Annotated in this window: 14 protein-coding genes and 2 pseudogenes; 8 read left to right on the top strand and 8 right to left on the bottom strand. The window is 69.7% G+C overall.

Features of this window, described 5'->3' with window-relative positions; genetic code table 11:
• The first annotated feature begins 258 nt into the window (after positions 1–258).
• Positions 259–591 (top strand): hypothetical protein, encoded by a 333-nt coding sequence (locus ACFY3N_RS35905; RefSeq protein WP_390820980.1) that lies wholly within the window; start codon positions 259–261, stop codon positions 589–591.
• 112 nt (positions 592–703) lie between these two features.
• On the opposite strand, the gene ACFY3N_RS35900 is transcribed toward ACFY3N_RS35905, so the two are convergent.
• Both ACFY3N_RS35900 and ACFY3N_RS35895 read right to left on the bottom strand, forming a co-directional pair.
• Positions 704–1,195, bottom strand: coding sequence for a recombinase family protein (locus tag ACFY3N_RS35900; protein ID WP_390820979.1), 492 nt, complete (start codon positions 1,193–1,195; stop codon positions 704–706).
• 38 nt (positions 1,196–1,233) lie between these two features.
• Positions 1,234–2,813: pseudogene (locus ACFY3N_RS35895) on the bottom strand (Na+/H+ antiporter).
• A gap of 311 nt (positions 2,814–3,124) precedes the next feature.
• Between ACFY3N_RS35895 and ACFY3N_RS35890 the strand changes: the two are divergent.
• On the top strand, positions 3,125–3,508 hold the full coding sequence (locus tag ACFY3N_RS35890) for a nuclear transport factor 2 family protein (protein ID WP_390820978.1): 384 nt from the start codon (positions 3,125–3,127) through the stop codon (positions 3,506–3,508).
• Between the two features lie 94 nt (positions 3,509–3,602).
• On the opposite strand, the gene ACFY3N_RS35885 is transcribed toward ACFY3N_RS35890, so the two are convergent.
• From ACFY3N_RS35885 to ACFY3N_RS35865, 5 genes are read right to left on the bottom strand one after another with little or no spacing between them, the layout of a single operon-like run.
• Entirely contained in the window at positions 3,603–4,649 is a 1,047-nt protein-coding gene (locus ACFY3N_RS35885; RefSeq protein WP_390820977.1) for a zinc-binding dehydrogenase, read from the bottom strand.
• Between the two features lie 17 nt (positions 4,650–4,666).
• A complete protein-coding gene (locus tag ACFY3N_RS35880; protein ID WP_390820976.1) occupies positions 4,667–5,461 on the bottom strand; it encodes an SDR family oxidoreductase in 795 nt (264 codons plus the stop codon).
• Positions 5,458–6,525 (bottom strand): NAD(P)-dependent alcohol dehydrogenase, encoded by a 1,068-nt coding sequence (locus tag ACFY3N_RS35875; RefSeq protein ID WP_390820975.1) that lies wholly within the window; start codon positions 6,523–6,525, stop codon positions 5,458–5,460. Before ACFY3N_RS35875 ends, ACFY3N_RS35880 begins: the two co-directional genes overlap by 4 nt.
• A gap of 37 nt (positions 6,526–6,562) precedes the next feature.
• Entirely contained in the window at positions 6,563–7,447 is an 885-nt protein-coding gene (locus tag ACFY3N_RS35870) for an aldo/keto reductase (protein WP_390820974.1), read from the bottom strand.
• A gap of 11 nt (positions 7,448–7,458) precedes the next feature.
• Positions 7,459–8,943, bottom strand: a complete 1,485-nt coding sequence (locus ACFY3N_RS35865; RefSeq protein WP_390820973.1) for an MFS transporter — start codon at positions 8,941–8,943, stop codon at positions 7,459–7,461.
• A 282-nt stretch (positions 8,944–9,225) separates the two neighbouring features.
• On the opposite strand from ACFY3N_RS35865, the gene ACFY3N_RS35860 reads away from it, so the two are divergent.
• The 3 genes and pseudogenes from ACFY3N_RS35860 to ACFY3N_RS35850 form a co-directional block, all read left to right on the top strand.
• Positions 9,226–10,122, top strand: coding sequence for a helix-turn-helix domain-containing protein (locus tag ACFY3N_RS35860; RefSeq protein ID WP_390820972.1), 897 nt, complete (start codon positions 9,226–9,228; stop codon positions 10,120–10,122).
• Positions 10,123–10,154: 32 nt separating this feature from the next.
• Positions 10,155–11,174, top strand: coding sequence for an aldo/keto reductase (locus ACFY3N_RS35855; RefSeq protein WP_390820971.1), 1,020 nt, complete (start codon positions 10,155–10,157; stop codon positions 11,172–11,174).
• A 35-nt stretch (positions 11,175–11,209) separates the two neighbouring features.
• Positions 11,210–11,324: pseudogene (locus tag ACFY3N_RS35850) on the top strand (IMP dehydrogenase); the annotation flags it as partial.
• A gap of 32 nt (positions 11,325–11,356) precedes the next feature.
• On the opposite strand, the gene ACFY3N_RS35845 reads toward ACFY3N_RS35850, so the two are convergent.
• On the bottom strand, positions 11,357–14,434 hold the full coding sequence (locus ACFY3N_RS35845) for a Tn3 family transposase (protein WP_390820970.1): 3,078 nt from the start codon (positions 14,432–14,434) through the stop codon (positions 11,357–11,359).
• 82 nt (positions 14,435–14,516) lie between these two features.
• On the opposite strand from ACFY3N_RS35845, the gene ACFY3N_RS35840 reads away from it, so the two are divergent.
• From ACFY3N_RS35840 to ACFY3N_RS35830, 3 genes are all read left to right on the top strand, one after another.
• Positions 14,517–15,605 carry a tyrosine-type recombinase/integrase gene (locus tag ACFY3N_RS35840; protein ID WP_390820969.1) on the top strand — a complete coding sequence of 363 codons (1,089 nt, stop codon included), beginning with the start codon at positions 14,517–14,519 and terminating at the stop codon, positions 15,603–15,605.
• A 239-nt stretch (positions 15,606–15,844) separates the two neighbouring features.
• On the top strand, positions 15,845–17,935 hold the full coding sequence (locus ACFY3N_RS35835; RefSeq protein ID WP_390820968.1) for a tyrosine-type recombinase/integrase: 2,091 nt from the start codon (positions 15,845–15,847) through the stop codon (positions 17,933–17,935).
• A complete protein-coding gene (locus tag ACFY3N_RS35830) occupies positions 17,925–18,329 on the top strand; it encodes a DUF6262 family protein (protein WP_390820967.1) in 405 nt (134 codons plus the stop codon). The genes ACFY3N_RS35835 and ACFY3N_RS35830 overlap by 11 nt, the downstream gene beginning before the upstream one ends.
• The last annotated feature ends 677 nt before the right edge of the window (positions 18,330–19,006 follow it).

Raw genomic sequence — 19,006 nt, 5'->3', positions numbered from 1 at the left:
GGATATTTACGGGGTGCTGCCATGGTGCTGGTGGTTCTCCTTCGCCAGGACCGTAACCCTGGCATCAGGGACTCCACAAATCTCAGTACAGCTCAACCTGAACCGAGGCACCGGTTTGCCTCATCCCTGTGAGAGCCGCACCTTGTGCTCGCGCTGAACCGGCAACAACCACGCACCGCCCCGGCAAGTGGAGTATGCGCAGTGGCTGCCCTGCCAGGACCGCCTTACCTTCATGCTGTCCAGGCCGGAGGTCCGAGCATGACTACGTCAACACCTGAGCGAACTCCGCCGCGCGGCGGCCATCCCGAGCCGCGGCTGAAGGACCGATTCTGGAAGTTTTTCTGGCCCCAGCGGAATGAAACCAAGGCGTCGGTCGAGGATTGCGGCGAGGGAGAAAGGAGCGACTACAACAACCTCGGCACAGTCGTGGATGCGGCGTACACGGCGACGGTCGACCGGCTGACCGAACAGCGAGCCCGGCTTGAGGACCTCCGGAAGCGGGCCTCAGCCTTGCTCGCGGTCGCAGCGGCACTCGCCACCTTCGCCACCAGCATGGGGGTTGAGGAACATCGGAACGAAAACCGGCGCTAAGCCTCGATCGCTGCTGGTGGGCGGCTGACGGCCCGTCGGTACCGGTCGGTCTGTGAAGTCGTTCTACAGATAGGCCAACGGGGAGGATCGGAACGGCCAGTAGCGGGAGCGGTCAGCCAGCCGCGAGCTGATTCGGGACGCGGCCGCCCGCCCGGAGTTCCTGCAGGTCCGGGATGTAGTTGTAGAGGGTGCCGGGGCTGACGCCGAGGAGCTTGGCGATCGAGGTGATCGAGTTCTCGGAGTTGGGGAGCAGGTCGCGGGCGGCGCGGATGATCTCAGGAGTGGCGACGGTGGGCCAGCCGCCGACCCGACCGCGGGCGGCGTTTAGGCCCTCGCGGGTGCCGGAGACGATCAGCTCGCGGATGAACTCGGCGAGCGCGGCGAAGACGTGGAAGACGAGCCGGCCGCCGGGGGTGGTGGTGTCGAGGCGCTCGTGCAGCGAACAGAAGCCGATCTCCCGACGCCGGAGCTCGCCGACCATGTTGACCAGGTCCTTGAGGGAGCGGCCGTAGCGGTCCAGCGCGGGCACCACCAGAGTGTTGCCAAGCCGCTGGAACGCGGTCGCGTTAGGCGGGCAGCGCCAATCGATGGTGGGAGGCCCCACTCACGGGCCCGTACCGGATACCGGCGCCCGCAAAGCGGTCACTGGTCCTGGCTCACCTGCGCGAGGCGTACCTCCTCTGCATCGAGTTGTTCCTGCACCCGCAGCAGAACGGCGTCGTCGATGCGGTGCCCATCGCGCAAGGCGATGACGGCGGAGCGCTTGTGTTCCAGGAGCGCCAGGCGTAGGGAGGTCTCCTGTCGGCGGCGTCGCAGGAGAGGTTCGGACTCCGGGTCACTCGCGGCGCCGGCGGCGTGCACTGCACTCAGGTGTGTTTCGTACTCGGCTTTCAGCCTCTCGGTGATCTCGGCATCGGTACCGAAGTCGGCCGCCGTCGCCGGGAGTGTGTCCAAAGCGGCCTGGGCGGCTGTGGTCCGGGCGAGGGCGAGCTCCTGCTCGGAGTCCGTGTCCTGGGGCAGCCGTGCCCAGCGGGCGACGGCCGGAAGTACCAGGCTCTGCAGTACGAGGGTGGCGACGACGACACCGGCGGTGACGAAGACGATCGTGTCGCGGTCCGGAAACGGCGCGCCAGAGTCGAGCGTGTACGGCACGGACAGGGCCAGGGAGACGGCTCCGCGGAAGCCGGCCAGAGCGCTGACAGTCCGAGCCCGGTGGCTCATCCGGCGTCCTCGCTGCTGCGGACGCCGGTCCAGCGCCCTGATGGTGTACACCGTGGTGAACAGGAACAGGAAGCGAACGATGACCAGCGCACACGCCACCGCCACCACCATCACCAAGGCCTCGGTCAGGGCGGTGCCGGACAGGGCGCGGACCGCCGCTTGCGCTTCGAGCCCGACCAGGATGAACAGGGCGCCGTTCAGGAGGTACATCGCCAGCGACCAGAAAGCCTCTGTCTGCCGTCGGGCCGCGGCCCGGCCTGGCTCATGATCAGTCCGCACACCACCACCGCGAGCACGCCTGACGCCTCGATCTGCTCGGCCACCAGGTAGGCGCTGAACGGGATCAGGATGATGGTCAGGTTGTCCAGCAGCGTGTCGCCGAGTTGGCGCACCCAGCGCCGCAGCTGGATGCCGAGCCACGCGACCACCGCCCCGGCCGCGAGGCCACCACCGTAGGACAGCGCCACCAGGCCGCTCACGTGGGCCACGCTGAGGTGCTCGGAGCCGACGGTGACGCCGACCGCGAGGCTGTAGACGACCAGTGCGGTGCCGTCGTTGATGAGAGATTCGGCGCGCAGCAGTGTGACGTTGCGCTGGGGCAGCAGCCGGGACACGACGCTGACGGCGGTGGCATCGGTCGGCGCCACGGCGGCGCCGAGCACCCAGGCCGGGCCCCACGGCAGACCGAGTGCGTGGGCGAGCGCGGCCACGGCCCAGACGGTGACGGCGACCAGAAGCGTGCCGGTCAGCACGATGCCGCGCAGGTCCCGACGGATCGCACGCAGCGAGGTGGTCACGCTCTCCCAGTACAGCAGCACCGGCAGGAAGACGAGCAGCAGCACATCCGGCGGCAGTTCCGTCTCACGCAGGGCGGGCACGAAGCCGAGGGCGACGCCGGCGGCCAGTTGCAGGACGGGTGCAGCCACCCGGAGCCGGTGGGCGAGGGCCCCGCTGACGAGCAGGGCGCACCCGAGGACCACGATGAACTCGAGCGCGGCCATCAGGCTTCCTCCCAGGGATGGGTCGGGCGAGCGGTGACGGGCAGTCGGCGTTCCTATAGCGCGCCCCTTTGTTGTGCTCCGGAGAGTCATGCTCACACGCGGTACGGCCCGCGCCGTTCGTCGGCGTCCGCGCCGATAGCGAGCGCGGCTGTGCAGCGCCACCAGAAGAGGGGCGCACCACTGGCCGTTGTCAGTCCAGCCCGGCAGATGCGGCGTCAACCGCAGGGACACTGGGCGTGTCGCACCAGCAGCCGCCACGGGAAGACGATCGTGACGAGGGCCGGACCCACTTCACAGCCCGAGGAGTCACCATGCCCACCCCCGACGCAACGGCCATCGCGGATCTGCGGGAGGCCCACCGCGCCTACCTTGACGCCATGCTCGAAGGGGACACCGCAACTCTCGGCGACCTGCTCGCAGGAGATTTCACTCTCACCCACATGACGGGATACGTGCAGCCGAAGGCGGAGTGGCTGGCGCAGATGCGGCAGGGGCGGTTCGTCTACCACTCCATCGAGGAGAAGGACACAGCCCTCGACGTCGATGACGACGGCACGGCCCGCCTGACGGTTCGGACCGTGACCGACGCCACCGTGTACGGCACCCGCGCAGGCTGGCGTCTGCGCCTGGCCACCGACTACGTCCGTCATGGCGACGTATGGGTCGCCCGGCGGACTGTCGCCACCACCTGGTGAACCGGGCCGCCGGCTCGGGTCTGGCCCGGGCTCGACGGCCCGCTCATGGTGAGCCCCGCGTAGTGAGACCTGTCCCGGCGACCGGGGGAGCGGGTTACGGCTGGCTGATTATGAGGAGTGACTTGATCGCGCGGCGCTCGTCCATGGCGGCGTAGGCGTCGGCGATGTGGTCGAGATCGGTGGAGTAGTCGAAGACGAGGCCGGGGTTGATCGTTCCGTCCAGGACGTGCTGCAGCAGCTCGGGGATGTAGTGGTGGGCGGGGGCGACGCCGCCCTTGATGCCGACGTTCTTCCAGAAGAGGGTCTTGTACTCGAACTTCTCGTAGAGGGGGACGCCTACGGCGCCGATCATGCCTCCGGCGCGGACGATCCCGGCGGCCGTCTCGATGGACTGGTCGGTGCCGACGCATTCGAGCGCGGCGTCGACGCCGGCGCCGTCGGTGAGGCCGAGGACGGCCGTGACGGCGTCGTCCCCGCGTTCGGCGACGATGTCGGTGGCGCCGAACTCCTTCGCGAGGGACTGCCGGTCGGCGTGACGGCTGAGGGCGATGATGCGGCCGGCGCCGAGGAGCTTGGCGGCCAGTACGGCGGAGAGGCCGACGGCGCCGTCGCCGACGACGGCGACGGTGTCGCCCTGCTTCACGCCCGCGCTCACGGCGGCGTGGTAGCCGGTGCACATGACGTCGGAGAGTGCGGTGAAGGAGGCGAGCTGGGCGTCGGTGAACCCGTCAGCCGGTGCGGGGACCTTCACGAGGGTCGCGTCGGCGTAGGGCGCGCGGACCTTCTCACCCTGGCCGCCGTCACTGTCGCCGTCGCCGAAGGCCCCTCCGTGCTCGCAGTTGGATTCGAAGCCGGCCTGGCAGGCGGGGCAGGTGCCGTCGTTGTAGGTGAAGGGGGCGATGACGAAGTCGCCGACCGCCAGGTCCTTCACGTCCTCGCCCACCGCTTCGATGACACCGACATACTCGTGGCCGATGCTGCCCACCTTGTGGGGGTTGATGCCGCGGTAATACCAGAGGTCGGATCCGCAGACGCAGCCGCGCACGACGCGGACGACGGCGTCGGTCGGCTGCTCGATGGTGGGGTCAGGGCGCTGGCCGAGCTCGATGTGCTTCTCGCCTCGGAAGATGGCTGCCTTCATGGCTTTCTCCTCAAATGTCAGAGTTCGGGTGTCAGCGGGGTGTGGGCGTGACGTCGCAGGTCAGCGCGGACTCGCTCGGGTTCTGCCTGCGGTCGTGGGCCGGGCCGGTCGCGGGCTCCGTCCAGGTCGCCCAGCCGGTCGGGTTCGGCAGCATGGAACGCGCCCGGCCAGTCGGTGAGGGCCGGGCCGTCGGCCGAGAAGACCTCCACCGTCCTGCCCCTCGCCGACTCGGTCAGCAGGGCCTGGACGATCGTCTCGGCGACGTGGTCGCGGCGGACCGGTCCGTACTCGGTCTGGTCGCCCTGGCGCAGGTCAACCTGCTGGTGGGAGCTGCTGCCGGCGTCGAACCAGCCGGGCCGGACGATCGTGTAGGGCAGGCCGCTGGCCCGCAGGAGGCGCTCACCGCGACGCTTCCACTCCAGCAGCTCCCGCGACTGCCCGCCGCTGGCCGTGACCCCGATCGAACTCATCAGCACCACGGGCAGCCGATGTCCGTCCAGGGCGTCGAGTACCGCGGGGACGGCGCCGTAGTCGACCGCGGCGTAGTCGCCGGAGCCGTAGGGCGCACCATGGGTCATCACGACGGCGTCGACGCCGTCAACGGCGGCGCGCACGGCCGCCGGGTCGGCCAGCTCGCCTGCCACCACCTCGACACCAGCGGGCAGCGACCGCTGGGCGCGGGCGGGGTCGCGGGTGAGCACGCGCGGCAGGCGGCCCAGCTCCAGCAGGCGGGCGGCGACGAGGCGGCCGATACTGCCCGTCCCGCCGATGATCAGGACGCGGTTCATGTCCGCCGGGGCTGGCTGTGTCATGCCGTCAGCCCCTTGAAGGTCGAGCCGTCGATCACGAACCGGTAGCGGACGTCGGAGGCGTTGATCCGCTCGTAGGCGGTGTTGATGTCCTTCGCGCCGATCAGCTCGATGTCGGCGGTGACCTTGTGCTCGGCTGCGAAGTCGAGCATCTCCTGCGTTTCGGCGATGCCGCCGAACAGGGAGCCGGCGTAGGAGCGCCCGTTCTGCAGTAGGGGGAAGACGTCCAGTGGCATCGGCTGCGTGGTGACGCCGACGCTGATCATGGTGCCGTGCAGGCGCAGCATGCCGAGGTAGTCCGCCAGTGAGACCGGCGCGCTGACGGTGTTGAGGATGAGGTCGAAGGTGTTGGCCAGTTCGGTGAAGGCGGTGCCGTCACCGGTCGCGGCGTAGTGGTCGGCGCCGAGGGCCGCGGCGGCTTCGCGCTTGCTGTCCGAGCGGGACAGCACGGTGACCTCGGCACCCATGGCCTTGGCCATCTTCACGCCGAGGTGGCCCAGGCCGCCGAGGCCGACGACCGCGACCTTGGTGCCGGGCCCGGCGGCGAACCGCTTGAGCGGCGCGTAGACGGTGATGCCCGCGCACAGCAGCGGCGCCGCGGCGGCCGCATCGAGGGTCTCGGGCACGCGGACGACGAAGTCCTCGGGGGCGACGATCGCCTCGGAGTAGCCGCCCTGGGTGTGGGCGCCGGGCTCGGCGGGGTCGGGGCTGCCGAAGACGAGGGTGTGTCCCTTGAGACAGTACTGCTCCTGTCCGGCCCGGCAGTTGTCGCACTCGCGGCAGGAGTTGGCCATGCAGCCGATGCCGACCAGGTCGCCGACCTGGTGGCGGGTGACGGCGGAGCCGGTTTCGGTGACGCGGCCGACGATCTCGTGCCCAGGGACGAGCGGGCTGACCGGGAGCGGGCCGAAGGAGCCGTCGACGAAGTTCATGTCGGAGTGGCAGATCCCGCAGTACAGGATGTCGATCTGGACGTCGTGGGGGCCGACATCACGGCGCTCGATGGTGACGGGGGCGAGCGGCCGGCTGGCCTCGTGGGCGCCGAAGGCGTTGACGGTGGTGGGCACGGTGGTTCCTTCTTGCAGGTCGTACAGGGGGGAGGGATCAGGCTTCGGGGATGGCGCGCCCGTAGGCGGCGAGGGTGACGTTCTCGGGCTCGGGACCGCCGCGTCGGCCGGTCTCCAGCGCGTCCAGCGCAGCCAGCTCCTCTGCCGAGAGGTCGAAGTCGAAGACGTCGATGTTCTCGGCGATCCGGTGGCGCTTGGTGGACTTGGGGATGACCGAGCGGCCCTGCTGCAGGCCCCAGCGCAGCAGCACCTGCGCGGGGCTCTTGCTGTGCGCTTCGGCGATGGCAGTGACGGCCGGGTCCTGAAGGACGCTGCGGCGGTCCTCGCCGTAGCCGGGGTAGAAGGTGATGCCCCCGATGGGGGACCACGCCTGGTTGAGGATGTGGTGCTGGTCGTCGAAGTCGAGCACTTCGCGCTGCTGGAAGTAGGGGTGGATCTCCAGCTGGTTGACCGCCGGCACGACGGACGTCGCATCGAGCAGCGCGGTGAGGTGGTCGACCATGAAGTTGCTGACGCCGATCGCGCGGACCGTGCCGTCGGCCAGGAGCTTCTCCAGGACGCGGTAGGCGTCGAGGGTCTTGCCGAACTCGGACGGCAGCGCCTGGTGCAGGATCAGCAGGTCGATCTGGTCGACGCCGAGCTTGGCGGCGCTCTTGTCGAAGCCGTGCAGAGTCTCCTCAAAGCCGTAGTCGCTGATCCAGATCTTGGTCTCGATGAAGATCTCGTCGCGCGGCACCCCGGAGTCACGGATGGCCTGGCCGACCTCGCGCTCGTTGCCGTAGGCGGCGGCGGTGTCGATGTGCCGGTAGCCCAGCTTCAGCGCGGCCGTGACCGCGGCGATCGTCTCGTCGGGCGGGGTCTGGAAGACACCGAGGCCAAGAGCGGGCATCTCGACGCCGTTGTTGAGGGTGAGGGTCTGCATCACGTAGTCCTTTACTTGCGGGACGCCCGGGCGGGCACGATCAGGGTGAGGACGGCGACGACGGCCAGGGCGAGCAGCACCGCGGAGCCCGTCAGCGCGGTGCCGGAGCGCGCCGCGATGTCGACGGCCGCGTGCTGGGTGGAGACGGTGGCGGCCACGGCCGTCAGGATGCTCAGGGCCAGTGCGCTGCCGATCTGGTGCACGGTGTTGACCAGGCCCGAGCCGGCGCCTGCGTCCTCGGGGGCGACGCCGTCGACGCCGCTGGAGGTCATCGGGGCCAGTGCCAGGCCCTGGCCGGCGCCGATGATCACCATGGGCAGGGCCACTCCGGTCAGGTAGGGGGTGTGCAGGTCCAGGCGGCTCAGCCAGGCCATGCCCACAGTCGTCAGCACGACTCCCGCGGCGAGTACCCGGGGCCTGCCGAACCTCTCCAGCAGCCGGGGCACGCGGATGGCGAAGACGAAGTTGACCAGCGTCATCGGCAGGAAGGCCAGGCCGGCCTGCAGCGGCGTCCAGTGGTAGACGCTCTGCACGAACTGCGCGGTGAAGAAGAAGAACCCCATCATCGCGCCCATGTAGAGCATCCGGGTGACGTAGGCGCCGGACCGCTCGCGGCTCGCGAACAGCCGCAGCGGCACGATCGGCTGCGCGGCCCGCCGCTCCACCCCGACGAACAAGGCCAGCAGCACTGCGCCCGCTGCAAGGGGGAGCCAGGTGGCCGGTGCCGTCCAGCCGTGGTCGGCCGCGTCGACGATGCCCAGCACCAGCGCGGTCGAGCCCAGCGTGACCAGCAGCGCCCCGGCCACGTCGAACCGACCGCCGCGACGCTCGGTCTCGGGCAGGAACCGCACCGCCAGCACCATCATCACGATGCCGATGGGCACGTTCAGGAAGAACCCGGCCCGCCACGAGATCAGGTCCGCGACCAGGCCACCGACGACCAGCCCGAACGCCGCGCCGAGGCCGGCCACGGCGCTGTAGGCGGCCATGGCCCGGTTGCGGGCCTTGCCCTCCGCGAAACTGCGCGTGAGCAGGGAGAGCGCGGACGGGGCGAGAACGGCGGCGCCCACGCCCTGCAACGCCCGGGCCGCGATCAGCCACCAGGCGCTCTGGGCGGCGCCCACCAGCAGCGATGCCAGCGAGAAGACCACCAGCGAGTACAGGAAGACCTTGCGGTGGCCGAAGAGATCACCGGCGCGAGCTCCCAGGAGCAGCAGCCCGCCGAAGACCAGCACGTAGACGTTGGTGATCCACGACAGGCCCGTCTCGGAGAAGCCCATGTCGGAGCGGATCTGCGGCAGCCCGGTGAACACGATCGAGTTGTCCAGGATGACCATGAAGTAGCTGACGCAGATGATCGCCAGGATCAGCGTCGAACGGGTCGGGCCCCCGGCCCGACGGCGCGGGGCGGTGGCGCTCGGCCCGCCCGGACGGCTCGCGTCGGCGACTGGCCCGGCGGGAGCGGCGCCGGTGTCGTGGGTGGCTGCTGTGCGCACGGTCTTCCTCGCGTCGATCGGGAGTGCGGCCCGATCCTGGGCCGCCCATCTGTGGCTTCTCCCAGGTAACGGCACCTTGAGGGGGCAGTGGGAGTCACTGCTCTTCCAGGTACTGGCAGTACCTCGCAGGCCCCTCCAGGCCGACCTACCGTGGAGGAGCCGGCACACCGAGCAGACCGACCGGGAAGAGTGCGCCGTGCCCCTCGACTCGAGGTCAGATCCGGCCCGGCGGCCGACGCCACCAGCCCGGTCCCAGCCGGGCACCCACACCAGGAAATGAGCATGACCGACCACCCCAAGAAGGACGTGGCCGCCGAGGTGCGGGAGTTCCTCAGCACCCGGCGGGCCAGGATCACCCCCGAGCAGGCCGGGCTGCCGGTCTACGGCGGAAACCGCCGTGTCCCAGGGCTGCGGCGCGAAGAGGTCGCCCTGCTGGCCGGCATGAGCGTGGACTACTACGTCCGCCTGGAGCGCGGCAACCTCGCCGGCGCCTCGGACTCGGTCCTCGAAGCCCTCGCGCACGCCCTGCAGCTCAACGAGGCCGAACGCACCCACCTCTACGACCTCGCCCGCGCATCGACTCCCGCCGGGCGGCGGCCCACCGCGACGTCCTCCCGGGTACGGCCCACGATCCTGCGGCTGCTCGACTCGATGACCGGCGTCCCCGCCTTCGTGCGCAACGCCCGCTTCGACACCGTGGCCGCCAACGCCCTGGGCCGGGCGCTGTACGCACCGCTGTTCGACTCACCACTGTTCGCGCAGCGCGGGCCGGTCAACAGCGCCCGCTTCCTGTTCCTCGACCCCGCAGCCCAAGACTTCTGGGTCGACTGGGACAAGGGCGCCGACGACGCGGTCGCCTTCCTGCGCACCGAAACCGGCCGCGCGCCGCACGACAAGGCGCTGACGGACCTGATCGGCGAGCTGACGGCCAAGAGCGACGAGTTCGCCCGCCGCTGGGCCCGCCACGATGTGAAGTTCCACCGGTCCGGAGTGAAGAGGTTCCGTCACCCGCTGGTCGGCGCCCTCGCCCTGCCCTACGAAGCCATGGACCTGCCGTCCGACCCCGGCCTGCGCCTCAACTTCTACACACCCGAGCCGGACTCCCCCGAACAGCAGGCCCTGAACCTGCTCGCGAGCTGGACAACCACCGGCACGGTCGTGTCCTCCGCAAACGACTGACCCCCACACACACGAAAGAGGAGAACCACTCCATGCAGTACCGACCGCTCGGCCGTACCGGCGTCCAGGTCAGCCCGCTGTGCCTGGGCTCGATGATGTTCGGCCCCTGGGGCAACGAGGACGAGACCGACTCCATCCGGATCATCCACCGCGCCCTCGACGCGGGCGTCAACTTCGTCGACACCGCGGACGTCTACTCCGCTGGCGTATCGGAGGAGATCGTCGGCAAGGCGCTGAAGGACCGTCGCGAGGACGTCTTCCTGGCCACCAAGTTTTTCATGCCCATGGACCCCGACGACCCCAACCAGCGGGGCGGTTCGCGCCGTTGGATCATCCGCGCGGTCGAAAACTCCCTGCGGCGGCTCGGCACCGACCACATCGACCTCTACCAGGTCCACCGGCCCAGCCCCGACACAGACGTCTCCGAGACCCTCGGCGCCCTCACCGACCTCGTCCACCAGGGCAAGGTCCGCTACATCGGCTCCTCGTCCTACTCCGGCTCGCAGATCGTCGAAGCCCAGTGGACCTCGCGCGAGCGAAACCTTGAGCGCTTCGTCACCGAGCAGCCGCCCTACTCGATCCTGGTCCGCGGCATCGAGGAAGACGTGCTGCCCACCGTGCGCCGCCACGGCATGGGCACCCTCACCTACAGCCCGCTCTCCGGCGGCTGGCTCTCGGGCCGCTACCGCAAGAACGCCACCGAGGGACCCGCCTCGTCCGCCCGCCCCCAGGCCCGCTTCGACATGAACACCCCCGCCAACCAGCGCAAGCTCGACGCCGTCGAACAACTCGCCGTCCTGGCGGAGAAGGCAGGCCTGACCCTGATCGAGCTGGCCGTGGCCTTCGTCATCAACCACCCCGGCGTCACCTCGACGATCATCGGACCGCGCACCATGGAACAGCTGGAGGCATTCCTTCCCGCCGCCGACATCACCCTCTCCTCCGACGTACTCGACGCCATCGACGAGATCGTCGCCCCGGGCGTCACCGTCAACCCGGTCGATAACAGTTACGGAGACTTCGAGCTGCAGGCCGACCAGCGACGGCGCTGACATCAGCCGACTCCACCCGTCACAGCCAGCCGAGCGACCGCGTCATAACCGGCCGCATCTTCGACCTCAACCTGCCCCTCGACCAGGCCGCCAAGGGCCACCAGGCCATGGACGAGCGCCGCGCCCATCAAGACCCTCCTCCGCCCCTGACCGACCTGACAGCCAAGGGGCGTCCTTCTCGGCTAGCGCCCGCCGGTCTCCGCGTCTTCGACCGACGGTTCGCGCAGCGGGCGCCGCCCGGCATCGGCCGGGCGGAAGAAGGCATAGCGGCCGAGGAAGTTGATGTGGTCAAACTGGAGCGGAGACAGGCGGGCCAGCAGGTCGTCAGTAACGGGGAAGCCGTCCGCGGCGAGCTGCTTGGCGGCCCGGTCGAGGTAGAGGCTGTTCCACAGCACCACGGCGTTCAGCGCCAGGCCAAGGGCGCCGAGCTGATCCTCCATCCCTTCGCGGTAGTGCTGGCGCAGTTCGCCGCGCTGGCCGAAGAAGATCCGCCGGGCGAGGCGGTGGCGGGCCTCGGTGATGTTGAGCTGCTTGCCGATCATGCGGCGGTAGCCGTCGTCAGAGATGAACTGCAGCAGGTGCAGGGTTTTGAAGATCCGGCCGTAGTGGGCGAAGGCGTCGCCCAGGCCGGTGGGGCGGCCGTCGCGGGAGAGCATGCGGATCAGGTCGTGGCCGCGGACCTCGCCGAGCATCAGGGAGCCGGCCACGCGCAGCATGTCGCCCCAGTGCGCGCGGATGCGGTCCAGGCGCACGGTGTGGCGGGAGACGTTCTGCAGCGGCCCGTAGTCGGCGCTGGCGTGGCTGCGCCACAGGCGGGCATCGGAGATGTCGGCGATCCGCGGGGAGAACTGGTAGCCGCAGATCGCGAACAGGCCGAACACGATGTCGCTGTAGGAGGCGGTGTCGGTGACCACGGTCTCCGGCTTGGGGCCGCCGTCGCGGCCCAGCAGCGCGTCCAAGATGAACAGCGAGTCGCGCAGCGTGCCGGGCACCACCCCGCCCAGGCCCATCACCTGGTCGTTGACCACGTTCAACCAGGTGGCACCCTTCTTGCGCAGCCCGAAGTACAGCGGGCTGTAGCCCGCGTGCAGGGTCTGGACGGGCACGGTGAAGCGCACCCCGTCGGCGGAGGCGACCAGCCCGCGGCCCCAGGCCCGGACGATGTCCACCTTCGTCTGCGCGCCGATCAGCATCCCATTCGCGGCGCTGATCGTCTCGGCCCGCACGTACCCCTGGTCGACCTGGACCAGGCGGGCGCGGGTGAGCGCGGGCACGTTCGGCTTGGCGACGGGGACCAGGCCGACGTTGCAGGCCTCCGCGAGCAGCAGCGCACAGACGCTGACTTCGAAGTCGTCCATGTGCGGATCGGCGCCGGAGATGTGGGTGAACGCGGTGGTCATGCCGGTCAGCTCGGCGACCTCCAGTAGCAGCTCGGGGAAGTCGACCTTGGGCAGCATGCTGTTGGCCAGTTGACGGAAGGCCGGCATCAGGTGCGGCTCCGGGGCCGGGCCGAGGCGGTCCAGCTGCAGCTTGCCGTCCTTCACGCTCACCGCGCTGTTCGTCGGCAGGCCAGCGACGACTTGGTGGTAAGCGCCGTGCAGGGCGGAGGCGAGCTCCGCGAGGTGCGCGGCCGGCTCGGCTTCCAGGCCCAGCGCGGTGAGCACGGTCGGCTGAGCGGTCTCCCAGCGGTCGCCGACCAGCAGCTTGGCGCGCGGGTCGCCCCACCGGTCTCCGTCCCGGGCGAACACGTCGCGGCGGCGAAGCGCCTGGTGCAGGTGCTCCAGGACGCAAAACGAGTACGCCGCCTTCTCCACACACCCCGGCTCCACCTCCGGGTTGGCGAACACCAGGCGCCGCCACGAGCCGGTCACCAACTGCTGGTCCACCTCGGACGCGGCGACCTTGCGGCGGCCGACCAGGTGCGGCAGCTGCTTGAGCGCCTTCACCACCGGCACACCGGCTGCCGCGGCACCGAAGTCCACGGTGTCCACCACCAGCCGGATGAAGCCACGCACCGTGCCGTACCGGGAGGCGAGGGCTGCCCGCCACTCGGCGTCCTCGTCCCCGTCGCCGTCCGGCACGCACTCCGCGATGGTGGCCAGCGCCTCGGCGAGCTTGGCCCGTGGCACCACCTTCTCGATCGCCTCCCAGGCGTCCAGCACCGACACCGCCTCGCCGTCCACCGTCGCCGGGGCAGTGTCCAGCAGCACCTCCACCGCCTTGGCCACCCGACCGGCCGCCTTCTTCAGCTTCGGCAGGGACTTGAGCTTCTCCTCCCGACCGACCCGCTCGGCCCGCGCCAGCAGCCGGCTGCCCATTAGGACGTCGAGCAGGTCCAGGGCGTCGTCCACCGACGCGGTCTCCAGGTGCCGCACCGTGGCCAGCATCGTCGCGATCTTCCGGGTTTCCTCCAGGTCCCGCAGCGTGGGTGCCTTCGAGCCCAGTCCGTACCGCGCCAACGCGGCCAACCTGGAGGCCGGCACCCTGCCGGTGTCCACCAGGCCGGCGCCAAGCGCGCGTACCTCCCGCGCCCGGCCCAGTGACTCGCGCATCGCGGTGCCCGACCCCCGCACCGGTCCAGTCCGCAGCCGCTCCAGCTCCGAGACCCGCTTCCCGTCCGGCACCTTCAGCAGCTCACGCATCGCCTGTCGTAGCTCCTGCGGTACCGCCTCGTCCAGCGTCCGGTACAGCTCGGCCATCTCCTGGGCCCGTGTCTCGGCCACCAGCCGGGTCAGCGTCGAGATCCCCGGCAGCAGCACCCGGTTCTCCACCAGCCACACCACCGCCCGGTCGAACAACGCCCGCGGCCCCTCCACCGACACCCACACCCGCGCCGCCAGGAACCCACGCACTTCCCGCTCGGCCCCGCCGAACTCCCGGTAACCGAACGCGTCCCGGATCTCCCAGGCGTGCTCGTAGCGACTCTGCTTGCGCGCCCCGTACCCGGCCCACACGCCCGGATCGACCCCCAGCTGCTCTGCCGCGAACCCCACCACCACGTCCGGCACCACCGCCAAGTCCTCGGTCGGGAACACCCCAAGCATCCGCACCGAGCCCCACAACACCGCGAAGCCGAGCCGGTTCGCCGGCGCCCGCTTCGAGCGAGCCGCCTCCAGCCCGGCGCTGTCGAGGCGGAAGAACTGCTCCAGGTCACCGGGCGTCGGCTCGGTCGCGAACCTGCCGTAGCGGGAGACCTTTATCTGTATGCGGGCCGGAAGTGTCAGGGACGTCCGCCACGAGGGCCCGGCGAAGTGTCCCATCCTCGTGGCTGACAGTTGGTCGTGACCGATGTCCACGACAGTCGTTACCCCATCCGAGTAGCCAGCGGGTGGGGAGATCGGGATGTACGTGCGTCGGGTCGTGGGGACGGGAGCGCGTCGTGAGACATACACGATCGTGGACGACGGCGGACGGGTGGTCGAGACGGTGGACGATTACCTTGCGTTGTGCACCGACCGGGAGCACTCGCCGAACACGCTGCGGGCACGCGCCTTCGATCTGAAGGCGTGGCTGGTCTTCCTGCATCTTCTGGGCCTCGACCTGCTGACCGCGTCTCCGGAACACGTGGACCAGTTCGCTGGCTGGCTGCGCCGCCCGGTCCAGCCCGGCCGCCTGCGTTCGGCGGACACGGACAGAGGTCCGGCCCGGGAGGCATCGACGGTGAACCGCGCGCTGAACAGCGTCTATATGTTCTACGAGTTCCTTGCCCGCCGGGGTGTCGGCATGGGTGCCCAGCTGGCCCAGCGCCGACCGGCCTCGATCGGTGACCACGAGGGCTTCCTCGCGGGGATCGCCGAGCGGCAGGTCACCGGCAGGCCGACACGGCTGAAGCAGACCAAGCGCCGACCGCCGACGCTGACCAACGCCGAGGCCCAGCAGATCCTGGACGCCTGCGACCGGATCCGGGACCGGCTGCTGATGGCCTTGATGTTCGAGACGGGCTGCCGGATCGGGCAGGCGCTGGGGCTTCGCCACGAGGACATCAACACCGACCGGCGGACGCTCACCCTGCGGCCACGGGAGGACAACGCCAACCGGGCGCGGGGCAAGAGCCGCGATCCGAAGGAGATCCCGGTCCGGTGCACGCTGCTCGACCTCTACACCGACTACCTGTTCGCCGAGTACGGCGAGCTGGACTGCGACTACGTGTTCGTGAACCTGTGGAACGGCGCGGTCGGCACGCCGATGGGGTACTGGGCCGCGATGAGCCTGGTCAAGCGGCTGCGGCGGCGCACGGGCATCGACTTTCACCCACATCAGTTCCGACACACCCACGCGACCGCGCTCCTACGGGCGGGCGTCCGGCTGGAGGTGGCGAGCGAGTTGCTCACGCACGGCTCGGTCCGCACCACGGCCGAGACCTACGGTCACCTCGACGCCGATGACCTCGCCGAGGAGCTCGACCGCGTCGGTTTCCGGAGGTCGTGGTGAGCGTCCACGGCGGCGCGGCCGCCGTTGTCCCGTTCCCCGGAGACCCGCGGGCCAGTGCCCTGCTGAGCCTTGTGCGCACCGAGTTTCGCGTCGAGTGCTTCATGCCGCGCGCTGGACACTTCCTCGCTCCGACCCCGTGCAGGATCAGCACCTGTCTGCGGAAGAACGCCTCGCGGGGCCTGTGCGCCGAGCACGACGTGGCGTGGCGGAAGGCCGGCCGACCGGATCGTGAGGCATGGATGGCGGATCCGGCGAACTGGCCGGCCGGGCTGAGCCTGGACGTGGCTTCATGCCGGGTCGGCGGATGCCCCTACTCGGGTGGCCTGTCTCGCCTGTGTGATCTGCACCTCGCCGACTGGAACGGCCTGCACTCGCGTGGCCGGCGCATCGGCGTCACCGAGTACGCCGCCGCGGCACCGGTCCTCGCTCGCCCGGCCGTGGGGCCGTGCAGCTTCCCCTCCTGCGGCTACGGCATCAGCCGCCACCATCTGTGCGACGGCCATCACTACCGCTGGGCGAAGATCGGCCGACCCTCGCTGGCGGAGTTCCCCGCCGAGCTGGAGCGGCGCAACATCCCCCAGTTCTCCGTCGCAGGACTGCCGCCGCTGGCCGCGCTGGAGTTCCAGTACCTGCTTCAGATCCGCACCGACCAGCGCCGCTCGAAGGTGATCCCCAGCGCCTGGGTCCGCGCGGTGAACACCGTCATCGCCGAAGGCGTCACCTCCGTGCGCGACCGCACGGCCCAGTACTGGGGCCAGCTGTCGCCCAACCACACCACCGTCCCCCAGCTCTTCACAGACCTGCTGGAGGCTCTCGGCGACCTCGACGGCCCCGCCGAGGAGTGGGACAGGGATGTGTGGCGCCCGGACCGGCTCGGCTTCAGCATCGAGGAGCGGCAGCGGGTTGCCCCGATGGACTTCACCGGTATCACCCAGCCCTGGCTGCGGGAGACAGTCAAGCGCTACCTGCGGCTGCGGCTCGCACGGACGGAACTACGGACGGCCGCGCGCAATCTCAACGACTTCGTGATGTTCTCCCGGTTCATCGCGGAAGCCCGCCCCGACCAGCAGGACGACCCGGCCGTCCTGGACCGGCCGTTGCTGGAGTCCTACATCGGCTGGGTCGGCCGCAGGACCGTGGAGAAGAAGGGCGCGTACTTCGGTCAGCCACTGACCCCGAGCAGCCGCAGCCGCCTGCTGTCAGTGGTGGCTACGCTGCTGGAAACGTGGCGCCGCTACCACTGGCAGCCCGTGCTGCCGCCCGACGCCCGCATCCACAAAGACGAGTACCCGCGGCCTCGTGGGCTGAAGGCGAACTTCATCGACGAGCACCTGATGGAGCAGATCGAGTCCGAGGAGAACCTGGCCCTGCTCGATCCGGAGACGCGTGCCCTGGTGCTGATCTGCCGGGACGAGGGCCTGCGCATCAGCGAAGCGCTGATCCTGAAGACCGACTGCCTGAAGAAGACGCCGTCCGGCCGCTGGGCCCTGGTCCACTACAAGAGCAAGGACAAGAGCTTCCGGGCCATCCCCGCCTCGCGAGCCGTGGTGGACGCAGTCCGCGAGCAGCACGCCCGTGTCCGGGAACGGTTCGGCGACGCCTGCCAGTGGTTGTTCCCGAAGGCCAGCGGCAACCCGGACGGGAAATACCCGATGCCCTACGGCACGATCGACACCCGCTTCGACGCCTGGCTGAAGCGCATCAAGCTCATCGACTCCAACGGCGACCCCGCGACCGTCAACTGGCATCAGTTCCGGCACACGCTGGGCACACGCATGGCGAATGCGGGAGTGTCCGGACGAACCATCCGCGAGATCCTGGGCCATACCTCCTGGGCGATGCAGGAGCACTACTCGCGCATCGCGGACGAGACCCTTCGCCGCGAGTACGAGGAGAAGTACGAGGTGCGCTTCAACCTCAAGGGCGAAGCCGTCAAGGTCCGCCGCGATGCCGACTTGTCCGCCGTCGAGTGGCTCGCCGAGAAGATCGGCCGCCGCCTCCACGCGGTGGCCGGCGGCTGGTGCGGACGGCACATCTCGCGCCCCTGCCCGAAGACCGCGGCTGACGGCTGCTACTTCTGCCAGGACTTCCAAAGCGATCGGCAGTTCCTGCCGATCCACCGCGACACCCTCGCCCGCACGCGCGAACTGCAGGCCGACGCCACGACAGCAGGCCGGTCCCGGGCCGCCGAGGTCAACGAGCGGTTGGCAGCCGCGGTCGAACACGTCATCACGCGCATCACCGACCAGGAGCACGACGAACTGGCCCCAGCGCCGAACGACGCCGGGGCCAGCCGCGAAGAAACGGAGAGGACTCCCGATGCGGGCTGACAACTCGGCGCACCTGGCCGAGGCCGCACAACAGCGACGTCTCGCCTGCATCGAGCGTGTCCACGCCGTCTTGGACGCCCTGGAGCGCGACGGCGGTGCGGTGACCGTCGCTGGCGTCGCCGCCCGGGCAAGGGTCTCCCGGACCTTCCTCTACGACACGGCCCAGGCGCCACTGCTCGCCAGACTGCGCAGCCTCGCCGACAAGCAGCCCGCCACGGGACGACCCGCTCTGCCCGATCAGCAGCGGATCACCACCAAGTCGCACGAGACAGTCGTGAGAGCGCTACGAGACGCCAACCGCAAACTGCACGAGGAGAACGAACGGCTCCGCAACGAACTCGCAGTCGCGCTCGGACAGCTCCGCGATCTTCGCCGCGGCATCCCGGTCCGATGAACTTCTAGCCCAGCGGGCGTGGGCACGGCAGCATTGCCATGATGCCGTGGCCCGCCCCCGGGCTTGGCAGCGGGGAGGGGCAAGCATGCGTAATCCAGACGCGGTCAAGCACGAGTGCGCCGACTGCGGCGCCATCACCAAAGTCAACACGAGGACCGGTCGCCTCTACTCTCACCAGCTTCCTGGCAAGATCGCTGTTTGCCCGGCATCAGACAGCGTCGTGACGAATCGTCGGCGCGGGGAACCGCCTCGGCTCCCACCGTTGAGGCCAGTGTCAACCCCAGCACAGCAGCCGACGTGGCCTGTCGCGGACGAGCCCTCGACCAGCGTGCGGACAGTCCCAGGCGGGCTGCCCGGCCTCGGTAAACGACGCTGACGACCCCTTAGCTGACACTGCAAGCCACGTGGACGTCCAGGTCAGCACATCTATCGAACCTGAAAGGTCCAGATAACAGCCTGATCATCAGACAGGAAATCAACTGGCATGCCCCGGAACGTAGGGCCGCTGACCAGCAGAGACGGTCCGGTTCACCGAACCGGAACCAAGATCGGCTCGTTGTCGCTACTGGCCATTCCGATCCTCCCTAGCCTCGATCTTGCGTGACGGTCCGCCGACGGAGTCGGTGGACCGTTTTCGTGTTCTGGGCTGAGGTTGGGCAGGGCGAGGGCCCGAGTGT

Origin of the sequence: Streptomyces sp. NPDC000348 (assembly GCF_042898795.1) — a bacterium.
GTDB lineage: Bacteria > Actinomycetota > Actinomycetes > Streptomycetales > Streptomycetaceae > Streptomyces.
Note: the sequence above shows the minus strand (reverse complement) of the source record. Positions and strands in the feature narration are given on the sequence as shown.